The organism is Tsukamurella pulmonis (assembly GCF_900103175.1).
GTDB classification, from domain to species: Bacteria; Actinomycetota; Actinomycetes; order Mycobacteriales; family Mycobacteriaceae; genus Tsukamurella; species Tsukamurella pulmonis.
Genome location: NZ_FNLF01000002.1, coordinates 1,031,834 through 1,053,893 on the forward strand (window position 1 = coordinate 1,031,834; position 22,060 = coordinate 1,053,893).

The 22,060-nt window shown below is 70.4% G+C and carries 23 protein-coding genes; 11 read left to right on the forward strand and 12 right to left on the reverse strand.

All coding sequences use genetic code 11. The features are described 5' to 3' along the window. Positions 1–21: 21 nt before the first annotated feature. From BLQ62_RS05225 to BLQ62_RS05235, 3 genes are all read right to left on the reverse strand, one after another. Entirely contained in the window at positions 22–327 is a 306-nt protein-coding gene (locus BLQ62_RS05225) for a DUF1416 domain-containing protein (protein ID WP_068533234.1), read from the reverse strand. Between the two features lie 11 nt (positions 328–338). Beyond that, a complete protein-coding gene (locus BLQ62_RS05230) occupies positions 339–1,166 on the reverse strand; it encodes a sulfurtransferase (protein WP_068533232.1) in 828 nt (275 codons plus the stop codon). A 287-nt stretch (positions 1,167–1,453) separates the two neighbouring features. After that, positions 1,454–2,281 carry an LmeA family phospholipid-binding protein gene (locus BLQ62_RS05235; protein ID WP_068566860.1) on the reverse strand — a complete coding sequence of 276 codons (828 nt, stop codon included), beginning with the start codon at positions 2,279–2,281 and terminating at the stop codon, positions 1,454–1,456. Positions 2,282–2,389: 108 nt separating this feature from the next. On the opposite strand from BLQ62_RS05235, the gene BLQ62_RS05240 reads away from it, so the two are divergent. From BLQ62_RS05240 to BLQ62_RS05270, 7 genes are all read left to right on the forward strand, one after another. Beyond that, positions 2,390–3,124 carry a winged helix-turn-helix domain-containing protein gene (locus BLQ62_RS05240; RefSeq protein WP_068566858.1) on the forward strand — a complete coding sequence of 245 codons (735 nt, stop codon included), beginning with the start codon at positions 2,390–2,392 and terminating at the stop codon, positions 3,122–3,124. Then, the gene (mshD, locus tag BLQ62_RS05245) at positions 3,125–4,000 is read left to right on the forward strand and encodes a mycothiol synthase (RefSeq protein WP_068566856.1); all 876 of its coding nucleotides are present in this window, start codon (positions 3,125–3,127) and stop codon (positions 3,998–4,000) included. Positions 4,001–4,167: 167 nt separating this feature from the next. Further along, positions 4,168–5,253: a phosphate ABC transporter substrate-binding protein PstS gene (gene pstS / locus BLQ62_RS05250; protein WP_068533225.1), complete on the forward strand. Its 1,086-nt coding sequence runs from the start codon at positions 4,168–4,170 to the stop codon at positions 5,251–5,253. 105 nt (positions 5,254–5,358) lie between these two features. Beyond that, positions 5,359–6,381, forward strand: a complete 1,023-nt coding sequence (pstC, locus tag BLQ62_RS05255; RefSeq protein WP_068533223.1) for a phosphate ABC transporter permease subunit PstC — start codon at positions 5,359–5,361, stop codon at positions 6,379–6,381. Continuing rightward, entirely contained in the window at positions 6,378–7,292 is a 915-nt protein-coding gene (gene pstA / locus BLQ62_RS05260; RefSeq protein WP_068533221.1) for a phosphate ABC transporter permease PstA, read from the forward strand. Before pstC ends, pstA begins: the two co-directional genes overlap by 4 nt. Before the next feature lie 14 nt (positions 7,293–7,306). Then, positions 7,307–8,083, forward strand: a complete 777-nt coding sequence (gene pstB, locus BLQ62_RS05265; protein WP_068566853.1) for a phosphate ABC transporter ATP-binding protein PstB — start codon at positions 7,307–7,309, stop codon at positions 8,081–8,083. A gap of 49 nt (positions 8,084–8,132) precedes the next feature. Then, positions 8,133–9,272, forward strand: a complete 1,140-nt coding sequence (locus tag BLQ62_RS05270) for an FHA domain-containing protein (protein ID WP_068566851.1) — start codon at positions 8,133–8,135, stop codon at positions 9,270–9,272. Between the two features lie 73 nt (positions 9,273–9,345). On the opposite strand, the gene phoU is transcribed toward BLQ62_RS05270, so the two are convergent. The 8 genes from phoU to BLQ62_RS05310 form a co-directional block, all read right to left on the reverse strand. Further along, on the reverse strand, positions 9,346–10,008 hold the full coding sequence (phoU, locus tag BLQ62_RS05275; protein WP_068522727.1) for a phosphate signaling complex protein PhoU: 663 nt from the start codon (positions 10,006–10,008) through the stop codon (positions 9,346–9,348). Positions 10,009–10,073: 65 nt separating this feature from the next. After that, complete coding sequence (dusB, locus tag BLQ62_RS05280; RefSeq protein ID WP_068533215.1) at positions 10,074–11,270, reverse strand: tRNA dihydrouridine synthase DusB; 1,197 nt, start codon at positions 11,268–11,270, stop codon at positions 10,074–10,076. 147 nt (positions 11,271–11,417) lie between these two features. Next, positions 11,418–12,404 carry an acyl-ACP desaturase gene (locus tag BLQ62_RS05285; protein ID WP_082756648.1) on the reverse strand — a complete coding sequence of 329 codons (987 nt, stop codon included), beginning with the start codon at positions 12,402–12,404 and terminating at the stop codon, positions 11,418–11,420. 156 nt (positions 12,405–12,560) lie between these two features. Continuing rightward, a complete protein-coding gene (locus BLQ62_RS05290) occupies positions 12,561–13,199 on the reverse strand; it encodes a response regulator transcription factor (RefSeq protein WP_068566848.1) in 639 nt (212 codons plus the stop codon). Beyond that, entirely contained in the window at positions 13,196–14,353 is a 1,158-nt protein-coding gene (locus BLQ62_RS05295; protein ID WP_068566846.1) for a sensor histidine kinase, read from the reverse strand. Before BLQ62_RS05295 ends, BLQ62_RS05290 begins: the two co-directional genes overlap by 4 nt. Next, a complete protein-coding gene (locus tag BLQ62_RS05300; RefSeq protein ID WP_068533208.1) occupies positions 14,350–15,168 on the reverse strand; it encodes an ABC transporter permease in 819 nt (272 codons plus the stop codon). Before BLQ62_RS05300 ends, BLQ62_RS05295 begins: the two co-directional genes overlap by 4 nt. Further along, the gene (locus tag BLQ62_RS05305) at positions 15,165–16,136 is read right to left on the reverse strand and encodes an ABC transporter ATP-binding protein (RefSeq protein ID WP_068567384.1); all 972 of its coding nucleotides are present in this window, start codon (positions 16,134–16,136) and stop codon (positions 15,165–15,167) included. Before BLQ62_RS05305 ends, BLQ62_RS05300 begins: the two co-directional genes overlap by 4 nt. After that, the gene (locus BLQ62_RS05310) at positions 16,136–16,414 is read right to left on the reverse strand and encodes a hypothetical protein (RefSeq protein WP_068566844.1); all 279 of its coding nucleotides are present in this window, start codon (positions 16,412–16,414) and stop codon (positions 16,136–16,138) included. Before BLQ62_RS05310 ends, BLQ62_RS05305 begins: the two co-directional genes overlap by 1 nt. Before the next feature lie 238 nt (positions 16,415–16,652). On the opposite strand from BLQ62_RS05310, the gene BLQ62_RS05315 reads away from it, so the two are divergent. Genes BLQ62_RS05315 through BLQ62_RS05330 form a run of 4 tightly spaced genes read left to right on the forward strand, consistent with a single transcriptional unit; the run spans position 16,653 to position 20,843 of the window. Then, positions 16,653–17,540, forward strand: coding sequence for a carbohydrate ABC transporter permease (locus BLQ62_RS05315; RefSeq protein WP_414929923.1), 888 nt, complete (start codon positions 16,653–16,655; stop codon positions 17,538–17,540). A 26-nt stretch (positions 17,541–17,566) separates the two neighbouring features. Then, positions 17,567–18,370, forward strand: coding sequence for a carbohydrate ABC transporter permease (locus BLQ62_RS05320; RefSeq protein WP_231857675.1), 804 nt, complete (start codon positions 17,567–17,569; stop codon positions 18,368–18,370). A 39-nt stretch (positions 18,371–18,409) separates the two neighbouring features. Continuing rightward, on the forward strand, positions 18,410–19,726 hold the full coding sequence (locus BLQ62_RS05325) for an ABC transporter substrate-binding protein (RefSeq protein WP_068566842.1): 1,317 nt from the start codon (positions 18,410–18,412) through the stop codon (positions 19,724–19,726). A 46-nt stretch (positions 19,727–19,772) separates the two neighbouring features. Continuing rightward, positions 19,773–20,843, forward strand: coding sequence for an ABC transporter ATP-binding protein (locus tag BLQ62_RS05330; RefSeq protein WP_068566840.1), 1,071 nt, complete (start codon positions 19,773–19,775; stop codon positions 20,841–20,843). On the opposite strand, the gene BLQ62_RS05335 is transcribed toward BLQ62_RS05330, so the two are convergent. Continuing rightward, positions 20,757–21,971, reverse strand: coding sequence for a glycosyltransferase (locus BLQ62_RS05335; protein WP_082756697.1), 1,215 nt, complete (start codon positions 21,969–21,971; stop codon positions 20,757–20,759). The two genes, BLQ62_RS05330 and BLQ62_RS05335, sit on opposite strands and share 87 nt — an antisense overlap. Positions 21,972–22,060 lie beyond the last annotated feature (89 nt).

A 22,060-nucleotide genomic window follows, 5' to 3' on the forward strand; every position in this document is an offset into this window, starting at 1 on the left:
CGCGCCCCTCACCTGCGATGCCTACTTGGAGACGGTGATGTCCTGGTTGTAGACGCCGTTCGACTCGGGCGAGACCTGGATGTCGCCGTTGCCCACCGAGGACAGGGCGCGCAGCGTCCAGGTGCCCGGCGCCGCGAAGAAGCGGTAGTCGCCGGTGCCCGAGGCGACGACCTCGGCGGTGAACTCGCCGGTGCCGTCGAGCAGGCGCACGAACGCGCCCGCGACGGGGTTACCGGCAGCGTCGAGGACGGAACCGGTCAGGACCGTCTCCTTCTCGACGTCGACACCTGCGGGCAGGACCTGGCCCTGCTTGGGAGCTCCACACATGATTGAAATCCTTACTTCTCGATCGGGGCGCCGACGAGGGAGCCGTACTCGACCCACGAGCCGTCGTAGTTCTTGACGTTCTTCTTGCCCAGGATCTCCTGGAGCACGAACCACGTGTGCGAGCTGCGCTCGCCGATGCGGCAGTAGGCGATGGTCTCCTTGGTGTCGTCGAAGCCCTTCTCGGCGTACAGCGCCGCGAGGTCCTCGTCCGACTTGAAGGTGCCGTCCTCGTTGGCGGTGGTCGACCACGGGATGTTGATCGCGCCGGGCACGTGGCCGCGCTGCTGCGCCTGCTCCTGCGGCAGGTGCGCGGGAGCGGAGATCTTGCCGGAGAACTCGTCGGGCGAGCGCACGTCGATGAGGTTCTTCTTGCCGATCGAGTCGATCACCTCGTCGCGGAAGGCGCGCAGCGACAGGTCGACGGGCTCGGCCTGGTAGCTCGTCGCCGGACGGGAGACCGCCTCGGTCGAGAGCGGGCGGCCGTCGAGCTCCCACTTCTTGCGGCCGCCGTCGAGCAGCTTGACGTCCTGGTGGCCGTAGAGCTTGAAGTACCAGTAGGCGTACGCGGCGAACCAGTTGTTGTTGCCGCCGTAGAGGACCACGGTGTCGTCGTTGCCGACGCCGCGCTCGGAGAGGAGCTTGGAGAAGCCCTCCCGGTCGAGGAAGTCGCGGCGGAGCGGATCCTGCAGGTCCTTGCGCCAGTCGAGGCGCACGGCGCCCTGGATGTGGTTGTCGTCGTAGATCGACGTGTCCTCGTCGACCTCGACGAAGACGACACCCGGGGTATCGAGATTCTGTTCAGCCCAGTCTGCGGAGACCAGGACGTCGGAGCGTGCCATGAGGATCCCTTTCGTTGATTCCATGACGTGCGGACGCGAAGGCGCGGACGCTACTTCGAGGGGTGCGCGGATCGCGCTGGGTGGGCGGAGATGGGTGCGTCGGCGAAGAAGCGGGAATGCACCCGGCCCGGGGGAGAACGGGACTAGCCCAGACAGCGACAACCGGCCATACGGCACAGATCGACCGCCAGACGGCGGGTGAGCAGCAGCTCACAGCGGTTGCGCATGGCGCCCAGAATACCCAACCCGGGCGGGTGCGTCACGGGAGGGTCGTCAGCGGGGGATCGTCACGCGGCGGCGGGACCGGCGGGCCGGTAGAAGGCACCGGGGGTGACCGTGACGTCGTCGGCCTCGCCGAGCAGCACCACGTCGGCGTTCTCGGCCCGCGCCGCGGTGGGGGCGATCCCGAAGGGCAGATCCATCGCGGGCAGCGTGCGGCTGAACGCGGCGAGCACCGCCGCGTCCTCGCCCGGCGCCAGTTCCGCCTTCCGGTGCTCCTCGGGCCCGGTGTAGATCCCGGTGGCGCGCACCGCGATCGCGTCGCCCTCGGCGGCGAAGTCCGCCGCCACGGAGATCAGCACGGTGCGCTGCGGCTGCGTGGGTGTCGGCAGCGGCACGGTGCCCGTGAGCACGATGCCCTTCGCCGCCTTGACGTACCCGTCGGCCGGGCTGCCCGCGCCGGGGCGCTTCGGGGCCGGCGTGTGCACCTGCAGGTCGACGATGCCCATGTAGCGGCCCACCGTCTTCTGGTCCAGGCGCACGCGCGACTCGACGTGCCCCGCGGCGATCGGGGTGTCCGGCGTGAAACCCGGCAGGGGCCCGCCGGGGATGCGCACGTCCGCGAACTCGGCCTCGAGGCGCGCGCTCTTGCCGTGCACCTGCGCGGGCACCGCGATGGTCAGCTTGGAGTGGTGTCCGCCCGAGGTCAGGTAGGGGAACCCGCCGATGGTGACCTCGGGGTCGTCGGCCAGGCCCGCGGCGGCGCGCAGTTCCCGGGACAGGCGGTACTCGGCGGTCGCGGCGGACCCGAGTTCGGCCGCCAGCGCGACTGTGAGGAGTGTCGCAACGGCGATCAGAACCCGCCTGATCCACGCCCGTCCCTGCCCCTGCACCACGCTGTGTTCCTCCCGTTCACCTGGGCGCCATCACGCATGACGCCCTGACCACCGCTATTGTGACATTCGTTGTTTTCCATCCGGACCGCCGCGCAGTGGGGAGGGCATGTGGATCTGATCCTGCTCACATCCGACCGGGAGCCCGACACGGTGCTGCCGTCGCTGTCGCTGCTGCCGCACACGGTGCGGGCGCTGCCCGCGGACGTCTCCTCGCTGCTCGAGGTCGGTCCGGCCGAGGTCGCGCTGGTGGATGCCCGCTCCGATCTGGTGACCGCGCGCGGCCTGTGCCGCCTGCTGGGCAGCACGGGCGGCGGGCGGATGGCCGTGGTCGCGGTGCTCACCGAAGGCGGACTGGTCGCGGCGAACGCCGACTGGGGCATCGACGACTTCCTGCTGCCGGCGATCGGCCCGGCGGAGATCGACGCGCGGCTGCGGCTCGTCGCGGCCCGTCGCGACGGCGGCGGCGAGGAGGAGGTGGTCGACAAGGTCACGCTCGGCGAGCTCGTGATCGACGAGGGCACCTACACCGCCCGCCTGCGCGGCAAGCCGCTCGACCTGACCTACAAGGAGTTCGAGCTGCTCAAGTTCCTCGCGCAGAACGTGGGCCGGGTCTTCACCCGCGCCCAGCTGCTGCAGGAGGTGTGGGGCTACGACTTCTTCGGTGGCACGCGCACCGTCGACGTGCACGTGCGGCGCCTGCGCGCCAAGCTCGGCGCCGAGCACGAGGGCATGATCGGCACGGTCCGTAACGTGGGCTACAAGGCGGTGCGGCCCGTGCGCGGCAAGGGCGAGCGGCCCGTCGAGGACATGGAACCGACGGACGAGGATCTCGAGGAGCTGTAGATGGTCGACGTGGTGCGCGGACCGATCGACGAGCCGGAGGCGGTGCTCGCGATCGCCGCGGCCGCGGAGTCCGCCGACGGCATCGGGGCGCTCTCGGAGCAGTTCCGTCTCGGCATCACCGGCGACGGCCCGCACCTGCTCGCACGGGGCGCCGGCGGCGCCGTGGCGGGCTACGCGGGCGTCGTCGTCCCGCCCGCGGGAGGCCCCGGTGCGGCGGAGGTCGTCGTGGCACCGTCGGAGCGCCGACGGGGCGCGGGCCGCGCCCTGGTGACCGGCGCCCTCGAACTCGTCGGGGCGGACGGCACCGTCTGGGCGCACGGGGACCTGCCCGCGGCCCGCGCGCTCGCTGCGGAACTGGGCCTGGACGCGGTGCGTACCCTGCTCAACCTCCGGCGCCCGCTGGCCGGACTCGACCCGGCACCGTCGCCCGCGGAGGGGGTGCGGGTGCGGACCTACGCCGGCCCCGAGGACGACGCCGCGATCCTCGCGGTGAACAACGCGGCCTTCTCCTGGCACCCCGAGCAGGGCGGCTGGACGGGTGCGCAGATCGACGAGCGGACCGGCGCCGACTGGTTCGATCCGGCCGGGCTGTTCCTCGCCGTGGACGAGGCCGGCCGCCTGTTGGGCTTCCACTGGACCAAGGTCGCCGACCCCGCCGCCGGCCTCGGCGAGGTGTACATCGTGGCGGTCGATCCCGCAGGTCAGGGTCGTGGGCTGGGGCGTCTGCTCACCGCCGTCGGCCTGGAGTACCTGGCCGGGCGCGGGCTCGCCACGGTGGAGCTGTACGTCGAGGGCGACAACGCCGCGGCGCTGCGGACCTACGCCGGACTAGGTTTTAAGGAAAACGAAAGACACGTGGCGTACGCGCGACGGTAATCCGTTCGACCTGCCGAGTTTCCCGGCCGTTCACTCGGGACACCCGATTCGGACACCCGGCCTCCCTATGTTGCTGGATGACACCCGCAAAGCCGGGGTGCTCAATCCTGACCCGACCCGGAGGAATCTCGGTGAACTTCAAGCGTGGATCCGTATCGGCCCTTGCCATGGTGGCCGCCCTGTCCCTGACCCTGTCGGCGTGCGGCGGCGAGGAGTCGAGCGAGGCCGCGGGCGGCTCCGCGGGCGGCGGCTCGGGTGTGCAGTGCGACGGCAAGCTGCAGCTCAAGGGCAGCGGCTCGACGGCGCAGGCGAACGCCATGACCGTCTTCAAGAACACCTTCGCCCAGGACTGCGACGGCGCGAACGTCGACTACAGCGGCAACGGCTCGGGCCAGGGCATCACCGAGTTCACCTCGGGCCTGACCAATTTCGGCGGCTCCGACTCGCCGCTCAACGCCGACCAGGCGAAGAAGGCCGAGGAGAAGTGCGGCGCCCCCGCGCTGAACCTGCCGCTCGTCTTCGGCCCGATCGCCGTCGCCTACAAGCTCCCCGGCGACGTGTCCGTGAACCTCTCGGCCCCGACCCTGGCGAAGATCTTCAGCGGCGCGATCACCAAGTGGAACGCGCCCGAGATCGCCGCCGAGAACAACGGCACCGCGCTCCCGGACCTGCCGATCACCGTCGTCTTCCGCTCCGACGAGTCGGGCACCACCGAGAACTTCCAGAAGTACCTCGCCTCGGCCGCGCCGGCCGAGTGGTCCGCCGATAAGAAGGGCAAGGCCTTCAAGGGCGGCACCGGTCAGGGCGCGAGCGGCAACGCCGCCGTCGCCGCGACCGTGAACAAGGCCGAGGGCACCATCACCTACGCCGAGTGGAGCTTCGCCAAGGCGCAGAAGCTGCAGGTCGCCAACATCATCACCTCGGCCGGCCCCGAGGCGGTCAAGCTCTCGAACGAGTCGGTGGGCAAGACCATCGAGTCCGCCAAGTTCAAGACCCCGGGCAGCAAGGACCTCGTCATCGACACCGAGGGCTTCTACAAGCCGTCGGCCGCGGGCGCCTACCCGATCGTCCTCGCGACCTACGAGATCGTGTGCTCGAAGTACTCGGACGCCGAGGTCGGCAAGGGCCTGAAGACCTTCCTCAAGGTCGCGGCCAGCAAGCAGGCGCAGGACCAGCTCGAGGGCCAGGGCTACGCCCCGATCCCCGAGTCCTTCCGCACCACGCTGAACGAGTCGATCGACTCCATCCAGTAACGAACGACGCAGGACGGGACGCCGTGCGGGCGGGCACAATGGTGCTCGCACGGCGTCCCGCCAGCCGGAAGGGACAGCTTTCGCGTGGCCGATCAACGGGGAGACATGGCGACTGAGGATTCAACCGACAGGGACGCCGGTTCCGACGGTGCGGCGACCGCCGCAGCGGCCGTCGACGGGGCCCCCTCCCGGACGAAGTTCGCCCACGGCACCGACCGCATGGAGAAGATCTTCAAGTGGGCCAGCTACGCCTCCGGGATCCTCCTGGTCGCGGTCATCGCGCTCATCTTCCTGCAGCTCGTGGTGCAGGCGATCCCGGCGCTGACGAAGAACAACGTCAACTTCCTCACCAGCTCCGAGTGGCAGACCAACCCCTCGAACATGCGGTTCGGCATCCTCGAACTGCTCAAGATCACGGTGCTGTCCTCGGTGATGGCGCTCGTGATCGCCGTGCCGGTGGCCGTCGGTATCGCCACCTTCCTGGTGCAGTACGTGCCGCAGCGCCTCTCGCGCCCGCTCAGCGCGGTGATCGATCTGCTGGCCGCGGTCCCGTCGATCATCTACGGCCTGTGGGGCATCTTCGTCCTCGCGCCGTTCCTGGTGCCGCTGCAGCGCTGGCTCAACGAGAACCTCGGCTGGTTCTTCCTGTTCAAGACCGGCAACGTGGAGCTCTCGCTCGGCTCGACGGTGTTCACCGCCGGCATCGTGCTGGCGATCATGATCCTGCCGATCATCACCTCGATCACCCGAGAGGCGCTGCGCCAGACCCCCGTGGCGCACCAGGAGGCCGCACTGGCCCTGGGCGCCACGAAGTGGGAGGTCATCCGCCTGACGGTCTTCCCCTACGGTCGCTCCGGCATCGTCGCCGGCTCCATGCTGGCGCTCGGCCGCGCGCTCGGCGAGACGATCGCGGTGCTGATCATCCTGTTCGCCGCCACCAAGACCTCCATCTGGTCGCTGTTCGACAGCGGCTACACCTTCGCTTCGAAGATCGCTTCCGCCGCGGCTGAGTTCGACAACGTCGACCAGCGCGGCGCCTACATCGCCGCCGGCCTCGTGCTATTCCTGCTCACCTTCGTGGTGAACGCGATCGCCCGCTGGATCGGCGGGGGACGGGTGAACGGATGACCGCCACCGAACTCGACGACGTCGCCAAGAGCGGCACCGTCTTCCACCGCACCTCCACCGCGCGGCGGATCAAGAACAACGCCGCCGCGATCATCTTCGGCGCCTGCTTCCTGCTGGCGCTCGCGCCGCTGGTCTCGCTGCTCTACATGGTGATCGCCAACGGCATGCCGGCGATCGTCAGCCCCGAGTGGTGGACCAAGTCGATGGTCCGCGTGGCCCCCGACTCCTACGCGGGCGGCATCCGTCACGCCCTGTACGGCACGCTCGTGCAGGCCGGCATCGCGACACTGTTCTCCGTGCCGATCGGCGTCATGGTGGGCATCTACCTCGTCGAGTACGCCGAGGGCACGCGCCTCGGGCGGATCACCACCTTCATGGTCGACGTGCTCGCCGGCATCCCGTCGATCGTCGCCACACTCTTCATCTTCGGCATCTGGATCACCACCTTCGGCATGCCCCAGTCGGCGTTCGCGGTGAGCCTCGCGCTGATCCTGCTCATGGTCCCCGTCGTGGTGCGCGCCACCGAGGAGATGCTCAAACTCGTGCCGAACGAGTTGCGCGAGGCCTCGTACGCGCTCGGCGTGCCCAAGTGGAAGACCATTGTGCGCATCGTGCTGCCGACCGCCGCGTCCGGCATGGTCTCCGGCGTCTTCCTCGCCATCGCCCGCGTCGTCGGCGAGACCGCGCCCGTGCTGCTGCTCGTCGGCATCAGCGACCGGATGAACTACGACCTGTTCAACGGCAACATGTCCTCGCTGCCGCTGTTCATCTACGACCAGTACCGCAACAACCCCGGCGCCGTCGGCGAGTACCGGGCCTGGGGCGCCGCCCTCACGCTGGTGATCCTCGTGGGCATCGCGAGCGGCCTCGCCGCCCTCATGTCCCGGCTGCTCGCCCCCAAGACGAAGTAACAAGGAGAACCATCATGGCGAAGCGCCTGGACATCAAGGACCTGAACATCTACTACGGCGCGTTCCACGCGGTGCAGGACGTCTCGCTGACGGTGCCGCCGAACTCCGTGACGGCGTTCATCGGACCGTCCGGTTGCGGCAAGTCGACGGTCCTCCGGTCGATCAACCGCATGCACGAGGTGACCCCGGGCGCCCGCGTCGACGGGCACATCACGCTCGACGGTGCCGACATCTACGGCGCCGGCGTCGATCCGGTGGGCGTGCGCAAGACCATCGGCATGGTCTTCCAGCGGCCCAACCCGTTCCCCACCATGTCGATCCGCGACAACGTCGTGGCCGGGCTCAAGCTGCAGGGCATCCGCAGCAAGTCCAAGCTCGACGAGGTGGCCGAGCAGTCGCTGCGCGGCGCCAACCTCTGGGGCGAGGTCAAGGACCGGCTGAACAAGCCCGGCGGCGGCCTCTCCGGCGGCCAGCAGCAGCGCCTGTGCATCGCCCGCGCCATCGCCGTCAGCCCCGACGTGCTCCTCATGGACGAGCCCTGCTCGGCGCTCGACCCGATCTCGACGCTCGCGATCGAGGACCTGATCGGCGAGCTCAAGCAGAAGTACACGATCGTCATCGTGACCCACAACATGCAGCAGGCCGCCCGCGTCTCGGACCAGACGGCCTTCTTCAACCTCGAGGCCACCGGTAAGCCGGGCAAGCTCATCGAGATCAACCCGACCGAGAAGATGTTCGCCAATCCGGACGAGCAGGCCACCGAGGACTACATCTCGGGCCGCTTCGGCTGACCGGTCACACCCGGGCGGTGATGTCGGATATCGGTCGTATCCTAGGACGATGACATCGCAGCCCCCGGCCGACGGCCGGTACAGCACCGTGCTGCCGGGCAACCGCGTCGTCGCCCGCGCACGGAACGCGGTGCTCCTCGTCGACGCGCCGGCGCTCGGCGGCCCGGCCGCGGCCGCGGGGTTGATCGCCGCCCTCGAGGCCGACGGCGATCGGACCGCCACCGTCCGCGACCACGCCGGGGTCGCCTTCGCACTGGTGGAGGTCGGGGACGATTCCGTGCGGGCGTTGCTGCGGGGCGCCGCCGGCGTCGACGCCGAGCGGGCCGTCACCGTCGCGATCTTCGCCGCCGCGGACGCCGCGGCACCCGAGCACGTCCTGCACGCCGACGCGGACCTCGTCGAGCGGGTTGCGCCCCTGGCACCCGGCGCGGTGGTCACGATCACCGTCGGTCCTCCGCCCCCGCCCGCCCCCGTGTGCGGTCCGACCGCGCTGCGGCTCGGCGGCGGCGCCGTTCCCGGCGCCGGGATCGTGCTGTGGTCGGAGGCCTCGGTGCGGCCCGCGGGGGAGGGGGAGATCGCGACCGACGTCTTCCCCGCCGACGCGCCCACCAACGAGGAGCCCACCGGGGTGAGCCCGCTGTTCGCCGCCACCGAGTACGACGTGGAGGTCGGCGCGGTGAATGCCGCCGCGCCCGCCGGGCCGGTGGTCGAGGGCCGGCGCTGCGCCTTCGGGCACCTCAACGCGCCCATCGCGGCCTACTGCACGCGGTGCGGGGCCCTCGTCGACCGCCGGGCCTCCCTCGAGCGAGGCCCCCGCCCGCCGCTGGGCGTGCTCGTCGCCGACGACGGCACCGCGTTCGTGGTCGAGGGCGACCTGGTGCTCGGCCGGGACCCGGCCGCGTTCGTCGCGCAGCGTGCGGGCCGCTCGGTCGACGGTGCCGGCCGGCTCGCGCCCGTCGTGCTGCCGGACCGCACCGGTGCGCTCTCGCGCGCGCACCTGGAGATCCGGATCGACGGGTGGCAGGTGCTGGCCATCGACGTGGGCTCCGCCAACGGCACCTGGGTGCGCCCGCCCGGGGCCGCGCAGCCGCTGCGGCTGCCGCCGGGGCAGCCCGTGCCGCTGGCGGTGGGCTCGGACATCCACCTGGGCGGGCGGATCCTGCAGCTGCAGGGCGGCGTGAGTTCCTGATTCCCGGCCGGCTCGGGCCGGCCCCGGACAGCGGAACGGCCGCCCCGAAGGGCGGCCGTTCGTGCGGGTGGTCCTACTTGGAGACGTCCGCGGTGGGCTCGGGGCTGCCCGTGGCCTGGAAGATCACGCGGCGCCCGATCTCGACGGCGTGGTCGGCGAAGCGCTCGTAGTAGCGGCCCAGCAGCGTCACGTCGACGGCGGCGGCGACGCCGTGCTTCCACTCGCGATCCATCAGCACGGTGAACAGGTGGCGGTGCAGATCGTCCATCGCATCGTCCTGCTCCTCGATCTCCGCGGCCTGCTTCGGGTCCTGGGTGACCAGGACCTCTCGGGCGGAGTTCGCCAGCTCGACGGCGAGGCGGCCCATCTCGGCGAAGTAGCCGTTGACCTCCTCGGGGAGGGTCTTGTTCGGGAACCGGCGGCGGGTCACCTTGGCGACGTGCAGTGCGAGCGCGCCCATGCGGTCGACGTCGGCCACGATCTGGAAGCCGGAGACCACCACGCGCAGGTCGCTGGCGACGGGCGCCTGCAGTGCGAGCAGGGAGAAGGCCTCCTCCTCGGCGCGACGGCTGAGCCGGACGATCTCGTCGTGCTCGGTGATCACCTCTTCGGCGAGCGCGAGATCGGCCTGGAGCAGCGAGTTGGTCGCCTTCTCCATCGCGATACCCGACTTGTCGCAGATATCACCGAGGATGTCGTTGAAAGCAGCCATCTGCTGGATGTACGCATTACGCATGTGCGCAGTATATCGGGCTTTTCGTACGCAATCGCAGCGTTGGATGAACGCCGGGTGAACGACGCTTAACCGCCGCTGGTCTCCTCCTCGGCACCCGGCATCGCGGCGGCGTCGGACTCCCACGGATCGTCGAGCCAGCCCTCGGGGAGCACCACCTTGCCGGGCGTCCCCTGCCGCCCGCGCGGGCCCTCGGCGTCCTTGGGGAAGGGCACATCGGGGTCGAGGGTGTCGAGCAGCGCCCGCAGATCGCCGAGCGTCTTGACGGTGGCGAGCCGCGTGCGCAGTTCGCCGCCGGCCGGGAAGCCGCGCAGGTACCAGGCGACGTGCTTGCGGATCTCCCGCATGCCCTTGTCCTCGCCGTGGTGCGCGGCCAGGAGCTCGCCGTGCCGGTACATGATGTCGGTGACCTCGCCGAGATTCGGCGGGACGGGCATCGGGGTGCCGTTGATCGCGGAGGAGAGCTCGGAGAACAGCCACGGCCGGCCGAGGCAGCCGCGGCCCACGACGACCCCGTCGCAACCGGTGCGCTCCATCATGGTCACCGCGTCCTCGGCGGCGAAGATGTCGCCGTTGCCGAGCACCGGGACGGTGTCGCCGAAGTGGTGGTGCACGTGCTCCTTGAGCCGGGTGATCTCGTCCCAGTCGGCCTGGCCGGAGTAGCGCTGCGCCGCGGTGCGCGCATGCAGGGCCACCGCGACGGCGCCCTGTTCGGCGGCGATGCGGCCGGCGTCGAGGTGGGTGTGGTGCTCGTCGTCGATGCCCACGCGGAACTTCACGGTGACGGGGATGTGCCCGCCCTGGCCGCCGTCGGCGATGCCGCGGACCGCGGCGTCGACGATGCTCGCGAACAGGTTCCGCTTGTAGGGCAGTGCGGAGCCGCCGCCGCGGCGGGTGACCTTGGGGACGGGGCAGCCGAAGTTCATGTCGAGGTGGTCGGCGAGGCCCTCCTCGGCGATCATCCGCGCCGCCTCGTAGGTCCACTTCGCGTCGACGGTGTAGAGCTGCAGGCTGCGCGGGTCCTCGTCGGGCGCGAAGGTGGTCATGTGCATCGTGACGGGGTGCCGCTCGACCAGGGCCCGCGCGGTGACCATCTCGCACACGTACAGCCCCGCGACGGTGCCCGTCCGCGCGCGCTCGAGCTCGCGGCACAGGCTGCGGAAGGCCACGTTCGTCACGCCCGCCATCGGCGCCAGCACGACGGGGGAGTCGAGCTCGAACCGACCGATGCGCAGCTTGGGCTGCGCGGTGGTGGCAGTGGTCATCGTGGAGCCTTCCTTCCGGGGCGTTCACCCCATGATCGCCGCGCCGTCGTGCCGTGGCAAACCTGCCCGCGCGGGAGGTGGCGGAGTGCCCGGAAACGACGGGACCCGCCGCACCTGGTGGCGCGACGGGTCCCGGTGAGTCGGTGGCTAGACGGCCAGGCCGGCCTTCTCGCGCTTGGCGGCCTCGCGGGCCAGCGAACGGTCGCGCATCTCCTCGAACTTCACGGCCGCGGCCTCGAGCTCGTCGAGGAAGGCCGCGAGCTCCTCGCGGGTGCGCTCGCCCTCGGGCCCGAAGTCCTCGCGCTCGAAGATCTTCCACTTGCGCAGGACGGGCATGACGACCTCGTCCTTGTGCTGGCGCAGGTCGTAGATGCCGTGCTTGGCCATGAGCACGCCGTTGCGACGGAAGTCGGGCATGCCGGCGCCGGGCATCTCGAAGTGCTTGATGGTGTCGGTGATCGAGCGGATCGCCTGGTCCGGGACCAGGTCGAGGCCGGCCGCCGAGATGTTGCGGTAGAAGATCATGTGCAGGTTCTCGTCCGCCGCGATGCGCTGCAGCATCTTGTCGGCGATCGGGTCCTTGCAGACCTTGCCGGTGTTGCGGTGGCTCACGCGGGTGGCGAGCTCCTGGAAGGTCACGTACGCCACCGAGTGCAGCATCGTCATCTTCTGCTCGGTGTGCTGCGCGACCTTGCCCTGCGGATCCCAGCCGTTGGTCATGTGGATCATGCGGGCCTGCTCGAGCTTGACCGGGTCCACGCCGCGGGTGACCACGAGGTAGTCGCGCATCGCGATGCCGTGGCGGTTCTCCTCGGAGGTCCAGCGGCCGACCCAGTGGCCCCAGGCGTCGTCCATGGAGAAGTTCGCGGCGATCTCCCGGTGGTACGTCGGGAGGTTGTCCTCCGTGAGGAGGTTGGTGATCATCGCGGCCTTGGCGACCTCGTCGAGCTGGCTCTCCTCGGGGTCGTAGTCGGTCCCGCCGAGCGCCGCGTAGTTCTTGCCGTCCGACCACGGGATGTAGTCGTGGGGGCTCCAGTCCTTCGTCATCGAGAGATGGCGATTGACGTTGTCCTCGGCGACACCGGAGAGCTCCTTCAGGAGCTCCAGCTGCGTCAGTTGGCGGGTCGACATCATTCCTCTTTCGACGTTTGGATCAGTTCCAGATTATCCCGAAAGTCTACGCACTTCGGTCGTTGTACTCAACGTCCCCAGCGGAAAGTGACCACTTCGTGTAGGGGGCGCACGGAGTGCATCGTCCGCGGACGCCAGTACGTTACACCGAGACATGGGTCACAGGATCCACCCCAGTTCCCGCGCGCGGACCGCGGCCTCGTACCGGTTCGACGTCCCCAGCTTGGCCATCGCCGACGAGAGGTAGTTGCGCGTGGTGCCCGCGCTCAGGTGGGCGCGCTTGGCGATCTCCTCGACCGAGGCGCCGTCGGCGGCGAACTCCAGCACGTCGGCCTCGCGTGCGGTCAGGGGCGAGTCGCCGGCGCTGATCGCCTCCGCCGCGAGCTCGGGGTCGACGTACCGCCCACCGTCGTGCACGGTGCGGATGACCTGCGCCAACGTCGCGGCGGGGGCGGTCTTGGGCAGGAACCCGCGGACCCCCGTCGCCAGGGCGCGCTTGAGGTAGCCGGGGCGCCCGTGGCTGGTGACGATGAGGGTCGCGGCGTCGGGGGTGCGCCGGAGCAGCTCGGCCGCGGTGTCGATGCCGTCGGGCCCCGGCATCTGCAGGTCGATCACCGCGACGGGCGACGCCGGGCCGTCGGCGGCGCGACGTTCCCACAGGGCGATCAGCTCGGTGCCGGACGCGGCCTGCGCGATCACCGTGATGTCGGATTCGAGATCGAGCAGCGCGGCCACCGCCGCGCGGATGAGGTGCTCGTCGTCCGCGATCATCACCTCGATCGCCGGTGTGTCGCTCATGCCGCCTCCCAGGTCGCGGACAGGGTGAACTCGTCGCCGTCGCGTGCGCCGGTCAGGTCCGCCCCCACCGCTCGGAGCCTGCCGCGCAGCCCGTCGATGCCCGACGGTGCGCCGTCGTCCCCGGAGCGCACGCGCGCACCGTCGTTGCGCAGGACCAGGCCCGACGGGGTGAGGGTGAGCACGGCCTGCGTCGCCGTGGAGTGCTTGACGATGTTGGTGGTGCCCTCGCGCACCACCCAGGCGGCGGCCTCGTGGAAGGTCCTCGGCACGGCGCCGGGCTCGCCGATGACCCGCAGGTCGCAGCCCGCGGCCGAGAGCAGCGAGCGGGCGCCGGCGACCTCGGTGCCCAGGTCGATGCCGCGGTAGCCGCGGACCAACGAGCGCGCGTCCTCCATGGAGGCGACGGCGAGCGCCTTGACCTCGTCCATCTCGTCGGCCGCGCGGTCCGTGGCGCCGGCGCGGGTGAGGGTGGCGGCGAGTTCGCTCTTGACCGCGATGGCGGAGAAGGCGCGGCCCACCACGTCGTGCAGGTCGCGGGAGAAGCGCAACCGCTCCTGCGCGACCTCGAGCTCGGCGGCGAGGCGCTTGCCGTTCTCCAGTTCGGTGAGTACCTGCAGCGCCCAGACGGTGCTGCGCGAGGTCCACATCAGGGCGGTGCCCACGAAGATCAGCAGCAGCGCGAGCCGCACCGGATCGGGCACGCCGGTCAGCAACGGGGTCAGGACCGCGCCCACCGCCAGGATGGCCCAGCGGTGGCGGACGAAGGGGATGACGCCCGCGGACGCCATGAGCAGGGTCATGGACGCGGTGATCGCGGCCTCGCGATCACCGCCCGCTCCCGCGAGCCGGGCGGAGGCCACGGCGATCAGCCAGGCCCCCACGACGCCCACGACGGCGAACCGCCAGGCCAGGCGCCGCTGGCGCGCCGTCGCGCGGAGAGCGAGGTCGGGCTGCGCCTCGATGCCGGCGATCGCGGCGAGACCCGCGACGACGACGCCCACCGTCGGCCAGGTGCGGGCGCCGCTGACCAGGATCATCACGACCACGCCGATCATGACGGTCTGCAGCACGAGCCGGGTGTAGAGGCGGTACTTCTCGACGCTGGGCATGTCCTGCCACCACGCGACGGCGCGGCGCAGCGGGCCCGGCATCATCCCCGATCGTCCCAGCGGAACCACCGTTTGGCGAGGATCACTGCGATCAGGGTCCATAGGACCAGTGTCGCAAGCGGGCGGCCCGTCTCGCCGAAGGTGGCGGCGAAGCCGAGCGCCGCGGCGTCGTCGGGTGCGCCGGGCGCGAGACCCGCCTGGCCCAGGCGGATGAGGTCGGAGATCGCGGCGAACGGCGTCCAGTCCGCGATCAGGGCCAGCCGCTCGGGGAGGATCTGCCGGATGCTCGCCAGTCCGGCCATCGAGACGATCATGACCGGCATGGAGGTGATCTGCGCGGCCTCGGCGTTCTTGGTCATCGCGCTGGTGGCGAGCGCGAGGAGGGTGAAGATCACCAGGCCGGCGGCGAGCGCGAGCAGCATGAGCAGCGCGTTCACCGGCAGCGGTCCGCCGGCCCCGTACACCGCGCCGCACACGATCACCGCGCCGAGCACGGTGAGGGCGACGCCGGGCACACCGGGGGCGGCCAGGATCTGCAGGTCCGAGGACTCGCCGGTGCGCAGCCGTTTGAGCACCCCTTCGGACCTGCGGGTGGTGACCATCGACAGCACCGAGTAGTACTGCACGAACAGCAGCGCGAAGACCGTGAACATCTCCAGCGTGACCGCCACGCCGAGGGGTTTCGGCGCCTGGTCGCCGCGGGCGAGGAAGAACAGCAGCAGCGGCGTGCCGACGGGGAAGACGGTGCCCATGAACAGCAGGGTCTTGTTGCGCCGGAACTGCAGGAACTCGGCGTGCGCGAGGGCGCGCAGCGGGTGGCGGCCGTAGCCGACGGTGGCCGGCCGGGTGGCGGTGGTCATGCGGGGGCTCCGATCGGGGAGGGGGTGGTCGCATCGTCGCCGGCGCCGGTCGCCAGCGCGAGGAAGACCGATTCGAGGGAGGGATGACGGGCCGAGAGGCCGGTGAGGGTCAGGTTCCGGTCGGCCGCCCAGGTGAGCAGCGCGTGCAGGTCCTCCTGCAGGCGGTGGGTGCGCAGGGTGACCCGGCCGGCACCGTCGGGCGCGGCGGTCCAGGAGCCGCTCAGCGCGGGCAGCGGCACCGCCGGATCGTCGAGGGCGATCTCGGCCGGGTGGCCGTCGACGATCTCGCGGAGCGTGCCCAGCCGGGCGATCGCACCGCGGTGCATGATCGCGATCCGGTCGGCGAGCGCCTCGGCCTCGTCGAGGTAGTGCGTGGTGAGCACCATCGTGACGCCGTCGCTCTTGAGTTCGGCGAGCAGCTTCCAGGTGGCGTGCCGGCTCTCCGGGTCGAGACCGGTGGTCGGCTCATCGAGGAAGAGCAGGCGGGGCTGGCCGATGAGGGCGCACGCCAGGTCGAGGCGGCGCTGCTCGCCGCCGGAGAGCGCGCGCACCCGCACGTCGCCGCGCTCGGTGAGGCGGACCCGCTCGAGCACCGCGTCGGCGGTGGTGGGGTTGCTGCAGGTGCCGCGCCACATCTCGAGCGTCTCGCGCACGGTGAGCTCGGCGGGGAGGCCGCCGGACTGCAGCATGATGCCGCAGAGCGGGCGCACCCGGCGGCGGTCGCGCCGCGGGTCGAGGCCGAAGACGGCGAGCTCGCCGCCGCTCGGCGCGGCCAGGCCCTCGAGCAGGTCGAGGGTCGAGGTCTTTCCGGCGCCGTTGGTGCCGAGCAGTGCGAACACCTCGCCCTGCCGGACGGTGAGGTCGATGCCGCGCACGGCCTCGAAGGCGTTCGCGCCCGTGCCGTACGTCCGGCGCAGGCCGCTCGCCTCGATGACGGGGTCGGCGGCGAGGTCGATCCCGGCGCTCATCAGCGGTCCCACTTCCGCATGCCGAGCACCCACCGCACCGCGAGGTGCAGCGCGGCGACGGCGCTGACGATCGCGGCCGCGACGACGGGCGGCTGCAACAGGACCACGACGAGCGCGATCAGGAGGACGGTCGTCACGACCACGGCGCCCTCGCGGGCCCGGGTCGGAGCGGGGCCGAAGCGGCACGCGTCGACGAAGAGGTTGTGCAGTGCCCCGGACGACGGTGCCGGGGCCGGCTGGTGCGGACGGTGGGCGGTGTGCAGATCGCTGGCGTTCATGACATCAAGCCTCGCCGCGATCCCGGTGCGTCAGTAGTGCCCGTTGTCAGGGGTTTCCCGCCGGTTGTCACCGATCGGCCATGACATCTGTCATGTCCGCCGGTGTGCAGGGGCACCGCGCGATCATGCATTCGTTACCGAATCTTTTCCCGGTTTTCGTCCGCCGGACGGGAAAGTACAGCACGCTACGGCAGTGACCGCCACGACCGAACGGGTGGAGCCATCACCCAAAACGGGGCTGGCCGCCAACCTGGTGCCCAAGGACAACCTGCTGTTCCTGTTGTTCGTGGTGCCGAACCTGGTGCTGCTGGCCGTCTTCACCTACCGACCGCTGATCGACAACGTGCGGCTGAGCTTCCAGGACTGGTCGCTCGCCAGCTCGGAGCCGGCGAAATGGATCGGGCTCGACAACTACCGCGAGTTCTTCACCAAGGCGGAGAGCTGGCAGGTCGTCACCGTCACGCTGATCTTCACCGTGAGCGCGGTGCTCTTCTCCATGGTGCTGGGCCTGGCGCTGGCGATGCTGCTCGATCAGAACCTCAAGGGGCGCAACCTGGTCCGCTCGGCGGTGTTCGCGCCCTTCGTGATCTCCGGCGCGGCGATCGGTGCGGCGTTCTACTTCGTCTTCAACCCGCAGTTCGGTGCCGCCGCATCGATCCTCGCCTGGTTCGGCATCGAGAGCCCCGACTTCTACCAGAATCCGGGCTGGGCGCTGTTCCTGGTGACCTTCACCTACATCTGGAAGAACCTGGGCTACACCTTCGTCATCTACCTCGCGGCGCTGCAGGGCCTGAACAAGGACCTCGACGAGGCCGCCGCGATCGACGGGACGCCGGTGTGGCGCAAGTTCTGGCGGGTCACGCTGCCGCAGCTGCGCCCGGCCACCTACTTCCTGTCGATCACGGTGCTGCTCAACAGCCTCCAGGTCTTCGACATCCTCAACATCATGTTCCCGGACGGCGGGCCGCAGAGCGGGACCACGACGATGGTCTTCGACATCTACTGGCAGACCTTCCGCAATCAGCGCGCCGGCTACGGCGCGACGATCGCCACCATCATGTTCCTGGTGCTGCTGATCGTGACCGTGGTGCAGGTGCGGATGATGGACCGGGGGGACGACAAGTGAGCGGATCGCCTACGGGCAGCACCGGAATGAAGGTGCTCGGCTACCTCGGCATGCTGGCCACGCTGCTGCTGGTCGCGGTGCCGGTGTACTTCATCGTGATCACCTCGTTCAAGGACCGGCCGGACATCTTCGTCTCGCCCGCCACCTGGTGGCCGCCCACCTGGTACCCGGAGAACTACAGCTACGTCACGCAGGAGATCCCGTACTGGCAGTACCTGCGCAACTCGGCGATCATCACGCTGGTCACGGGCTCCATCAAGTTCGTGCTGGGCGTGAGCACGGCGTACGCGCTGGTCTTCCTGCGCTTCCCGTTCAAGAAGCTGCTCTTCCTCGTGGTGATCGCGGCGCTCATGGTGCCCAACCAGATCACGGTGATCTCGAACTACGCGTTGATGGCGGACTACCGCAACACCTTCGTCGGCATCATCCTGCCGCTGGCGGGCGTCGCGTTCGGCACCTTCCTCATGCGCAACCACTTCCTCTCGCTGCCCAAGGAGATCGTGGAGGCCGCGCGGATGGACGGAGCGGGCCACCTTCGGCTGCTGTTCCGGGTGATCCTGCCCATCTCGATCCCCACGATGGTGGCCTTCGCGGTCATCACGCTGGTGAACGAGTGGAACGAGTACCTGTGGCCGTTCCTGATGTCGGACAACGCCGCCGTGGCCCCGCTGCCCGTCGGCCTGACCCTGCTGCAGAACACCGAGCAGGGCGTGAACTGGGGCCCCGTCATGGCGGCCACCCTGCTCACCGCCCTGCCGATGCTCGTCGTCTTCCTGATCCTGCAACGGCAGATGATCAAGGGCCTGACCTCCGGCGCCGTCAAGGGCTGACCGGGACCACCAGAAGAAGAAACACCAAGGGAGAAACTCATGGGCGACTTCACACGGCGCGGATTCCTCGTCACCGGCCTCGCGGCGACCGCGGCGGTGGCGGCCGCGTGCGCCGGTTCGGGCTCGGGCGGCGGCTCGTCGAATTCGGGCAGCGCAGGGGGAGGCGGCGACATCACGCTGCGCTTCCTCAGCAACCACCCCGGCAGCTCCAAGGCCACCGAGCAGGAGCTGATCGACGCGTTCGAGAAGGCCAATGCCGGCATCAAGGTCGAGCTGCTCGACGGCGGCAAGGACTACGAGGAGGTGGCGCAGAAGTTCCAGACCTCGCTCTCCGGTGGTGAGAAGGCCGACGTCATCGTGGTCTCCGACGTCACCTGGTTCAACTTCGCGCTCAACAAGCAGATCGCCCCGCTCGACGACCTCTTCGGCGGCGCCGGCCTCAAGCCGGAGGAGTACGTCGATTCGCTCCTCGCCGACACCAAGTTCGACGGCAAGCACTACGCCGTCCCGTACGCCCGCTCGACGCCGCTGTTCTACTACAACAAGGACGTCTGGAAGAAGGCCGGCCTCGAGGACCGCGGCCCCAAGGACTGGGACGAGTTCCAGCAGTGGGCGCCCCGCATCCAGGAGGCCATCGGCGGCGACAAGAAGGCGCTCGTGCTCGCCGACTCGGCGAACTACATCGACTGGGTCTTCGAGGGCTGGAACTGGTCCAAGGGCGGCGCCTACTCCGACGGCTGGGACCTCAAGTTCACCACCCCGGAGTCGATCGGTGCGGCGAACCAGCTCAAGGACGTCATCGGCAAGTGGGGGCGCCTGACCAGCAAGCCGGAGAACGACTTCGGTGCCGGGCTGGCCGCGGCCACGCTGCAGTCCACCGGCTCGCTGAAGACGATCTCCACCACCGCGAAGTTCGAGCTGGGCACCGCCTTCCTCCCCGGGCCCGCCGGTAAGTCCTGCCCGACGGGTGGCGCGGGTGTCGCAGTGGCCGAGGGGATCTCGGCTGATCGCAAGGCCGCGGCCGTGAAGTTCATCGAGTTCCTCACCAACACGGCCAACACCGCGAAGTTCTCGCAGGCCACCGGCTACATGCCGGTGCGCAAGGCCGCCGTCGACGAGCCGTCGATGAAGGAGTTCGTCGAGAAGAACCCGAACTTCGGCACCGCCGTCAAGCAGCTGCCGCTGACCCGCGTGCAGGACAACGCCCGCGTCTTCGTTCCCGGCGGCGGTCGCGATATCGGCCAGGCGCTGCAGCAGATCGCGACCGGCGGCGACGCCGCGGCCGTGCTCGGTGCGCTGCAGAAGACCATCCAGGGCAAGATCGACTCGCAGATCACGCCCAAGCTGCCGAAGTAGGTCCGGCCGCACACGGTTTCGTAAGAACTAGGAGTACAGGAAGACCATGGCAACGGTGCGTTTCGACGGTGCGACCGTCCAGTACCCGGGCGCCGAGCGGCCCTCGGTCAGCTCGCTCGACCTGGACATCGCCGACGGCGAATTCGTCGTGCTGGTCGGCCCGTCGGGCTGCGGCAAGTCCACCAGCCTCCGCGCGCTGGCGGGCCTCGAGGCCGTCACCGACGGGCGGATCCTCATCGACGATGTGGATGTCACGGCGGTCTCGCCGAAGAAGCGCGACGTGGCCATGGTCTTCCAGAACTACGCGCTCTACCCGAACATGACGGTGGCGCAGAACATGGGCTTCGCGCTGCGCAACGCCGGTGTCTCCAAGGAGGACACGGCCAAGCAGGTCGCGGAGGCCGCCGCGATGCTCGAGTTGGAGCCACTGCTCGACCGCAAGCCCGCGCGCCTGTCCGGTGGTCAGCGCCAGCGCGTCGCGATGGGCCGCGCCATCGTGCGCCATCCCAAGGTGTTCGCGATGGACGAGCCGCTGTCGAACCTCGATGCGCGGCTGCGGGTCTCGACCCGCTCGCAGATCTCCGCGCTGCAGCGCCGGCTCGGCGTCACCACGCTGTACGTCACGCACGATCAGGTCGAGGCCATGACGATGGGTGACCGGGTCGCGGTGCTCAAGGACGGTCTGCTGCAGCAGGTGGCGCCGCCGCGCGAGCTGTACGACGATCCGGTCAACACCTTCGTCGCGGGCTTCCTCGGCTCGCCCGGGATGAACCTGCTCACGGTGCCCCGCGGCGACGCGGGCGCGGACCTCGCGGGCGCGACCGTGCCGGTGCCGCGCACCGTCGAATCCGGTGCGACGGTGACCGTCGGCCTGCGTCCCGAGGGGCTCGACGTGGTCGCGCCCGGCACCCCCGGGGCGGCGCGCGGCACCGTCGCGCTGGTGGAGGAGCTCGGCGCCGAGGCGCTGGTCTACGTGAGCATCGAGGGGCAGGACAAGCCCGTGGTGGCGCGGGTCGATCGCGCGACCACGCTACGAGCCGGCGAGGAGACCGGCCTGGTCCCGGCGGCGGAGCAGGCGCTGTTCTTCCACGCGGAGACGGGCGACCGGCTGCGCTGATCGCCCGGCGCGCAGGAACATCCGGCGCTGGGCCGTCGCCCGGTGCAGGCCCAGCATCGCGTCCACGGCACGGTCCCACGTGTACTGCTCTGCACACGCCCGCGCCGCGGCGCGGTGGTCCCCGTCGAGCACGGACCGCACGGCCGCGGTGAACGCGGCGCCGGTGTCCGCGGCCGGCTGGCCGCACCCGTCGAGGGTCACCGCGGCGAGGGCGCTGTTGCGGGAGACCACGATCGGAGTGCCGGAGGCGAGGGCTTCCATCGCGCTGAGCCCGAAGGTCTCGTGCGGCCCGGGGCAGATCGCGACGTCGGCGCACGCCAGGAGGTCGGCGAGCGCGTCCCGGTCCGCGAGGTGCCAGGTGAAGGTGACCGGCAGGCCGCGTGCCTGCCGCCGCAGTTCGTCGGCCATGGCCCCGTCGCCCGCGATCACGAGGCGGGCGCGGACACCGTCGGCCACGAGGGCCCGGACGATCTCGATCCCGCGCGCGGGGTGCTTCTCCATCGACAGCCGGCAGGACTGCGCGAGGAGGACGTCGGCACCGTCGGCCCAACGCTCCCGGGCCGACGCGGTGGCGCGGTCCGGCCGGAAGGTCGCGAGGTCGACGCCGAGGGGGACGGTCTCGACGTTGGGCGCCTGCACGCGGGCGAACTCCTCGCCCGCGAAGGCGGTGGTGCAGACGACGGTGTCGTAGCTGCGGGCGGTGCCGAGGTTGGCCACGTCGGCGGCCCAGGTCGCGACGCGCGACGGAGCGCCGAGCTCGATCATCCGGTCCAGGCGCTCGTGGCTGATCATGATCGAGCCGATGCCGTGCGCCTTCGCCCAGGGGCCCATGCCGCGCAGCGTGAGGCGATCGGAGACCTCGAGGCTGTCGGCGCCGAGGCGGGGGAGGAGGCGGCGAATGAGGACGGGGCTCGCGGCACGGTAGCCCTCGACCTTGAAGAACTTGCGGCCCGGGACGGTGATGCGGCGGACCCCGGAGTCGAGCACCTCGTCGTCGTGCGCGCGGCCCGCCACCACCAGGGTGACGGCGTGGCCGCGGTCCACGTAGCCCGCGCCCAACTGGTCGACGGCGGTGCGCAGGCCGCCGGAACGGGGCCCGTAGAAGTTCGCCAGCTGGACGATGTGCATCGGCTGCATGTCGTCAGGCTGCCCGGGAGGGCGGTCGCGGGGGTGAACGGGCGGAATCGGCCGGACGAACTGTGTGAACTTGTCGGTCA

What these genes read in the sequence shown, in the direction of transcription:
- pstC (WP_068533223.1), top strand. Translation starts at nt 5,359, where the DNA reads ATGGCGACTGAGGATTCAACCGACAGGGACGCCGGTTCCGACGGTGCG.
- BLQ62_RS05305 (WP_068567384.1), bottom strand. Translation starts at nt 16,136, where the DNA reads ATGAGCGCCGGGATCGACCTCGCCGCCGACCCCGTCATCGAGGCGAGC.
- BLQ62_RS05230 (WP_068533232.1), bottom strand. Translation starts at nt 1,166, where the DNA reads ATGGCACGCTCCGACGTCCTGGTCTCCGCAGACTGGGCTGAACAGAAT.
- BLQ62_RS05300 (WP_068533208.1), bottom strand. Translation starts at nt 15,168, where the DNA reads ATGACCACCGCCACCCGGCCGGCCACCGTCGGCTACGGCCGCCACCCG.
- dusB (WP_068533215.1), bottom strand. Translation starts at nt 11,270, where the DNA reads ATGACCACTGCCACCACCGCGCAGCCCAAGCTGCGCATCGGTCGGTTC.
- BLQ62_RS05285 (WP_082756648.1), bottom strand. Translation starts at nt 12,404, where the DNA reads ATGATGTCGACCCGCCAACTGACGCAGCTGGAGCTCCTGAAGGAGCTC.
- BLQ62_RS05270 (WP_068566851.1), top strand. Translation starts at nt 8,133, where the DNA reads ATGACATCGCAGCCCCCGGCCGACGGCCGGTACAGCACCGTGCTGCCG.
- BLQ62_RS05320 (WP_231857675.1), top strand. Translation starts at nt 17,567, where the DNA reads ATGAAGGTGCTCGGCTACCTCGGCATGCTGGCCACGCTGCTGCTGGTC.
- phoU (WP_068522727.1), bottom strand. Translation starts at nt 10,008, where the DNA reads ATGCGTAATGCGTACATCCAGCAGATGGCTGCTTTCAACGACATCCTC.
- BLQ62_RS05325 (WP_068566842.1), top strand. Translation starts at nt 18,410, where the DNA reads ATGGGCGACTTCACACGGCGCGGATTCCTCGTCACCGGCCTCGCGGCG.
- BLQ62_RS05330 (WP_068566840.1), top strand. Translation starts at nt 19,773, where the DNA reads ATGGCAACGGTGCGTTTCGACGGTGCGACCGTCCAGTACCCGGGCGCC.
- BLQ62_RS05335 (WP_082756697.1), bottom strand. Translation starts at nt 21,971, where the DNA reads ATGCACATCGTCCAGCTGGCGAACTTCTACGGGCCCCGTTCCGGCGGC.
- BLQ62_RS05310 (WP_068566844.1), bottom strand. Translation starts at nt 16,414, where the DNA reads ATGAACGCCAGCGATCTGCACACCGCCCACCGTCCGCACCAGCCGGCC.
- BLQ62_RS05225 (WP_068533234.1), bottom strand. Translation starts at nt 327, where the DNA reads ATGTGTGGAGCTCCCAAGCAGGGCCAGGTCCTGCCCGCAGGTGTCGAC.
- pstB (WP_068566853.1), top strand. Translation starts at nt 7,307, where the DNA reads ATGGCGAAGCGCCTGGACATCAAGGACCTGAACATCTACTACGGCGCG.
- BLQ62_RS05295 (WP_068566846.1), bottom strand. Translation starts at nt 14,353, where the DNA reads ATGATGCCGGGCCCGCTGCGCCGCGCCGTCGCGTGGTGGCAGGACATG.
- mshD (WP_068566856.1), top strand. Translation starts at nt 3,125, where the DNA reads ATGGTCGACGTGGTGCGCGGACCGATCGACGAGCCGGAGGCGGTGCTC.
- pstA (WP_068533221.1), top strand. Translation starts at nt 6,378, where the DNA reads ATGACCGCCACCGAACTCGACGACGTCGCCAAGAGCGGCACCGTCTTC.
- BLQ62_RS05290 (WP_068566848.1), bottom strand. Translation starts at nt 13,199, where the DNA reads ATGAGCGACACACCGGCGATCGAGGTGATGATCGCGGACGACGAGCAC.
- pstS (WP_068533225.1), top strand. Translation starts at nt 4,168, where the DNA reads ATGGTGGCCGCCCTGTCCCTGACCCTGTCGGCGTGCGGCGGCGAGGAG.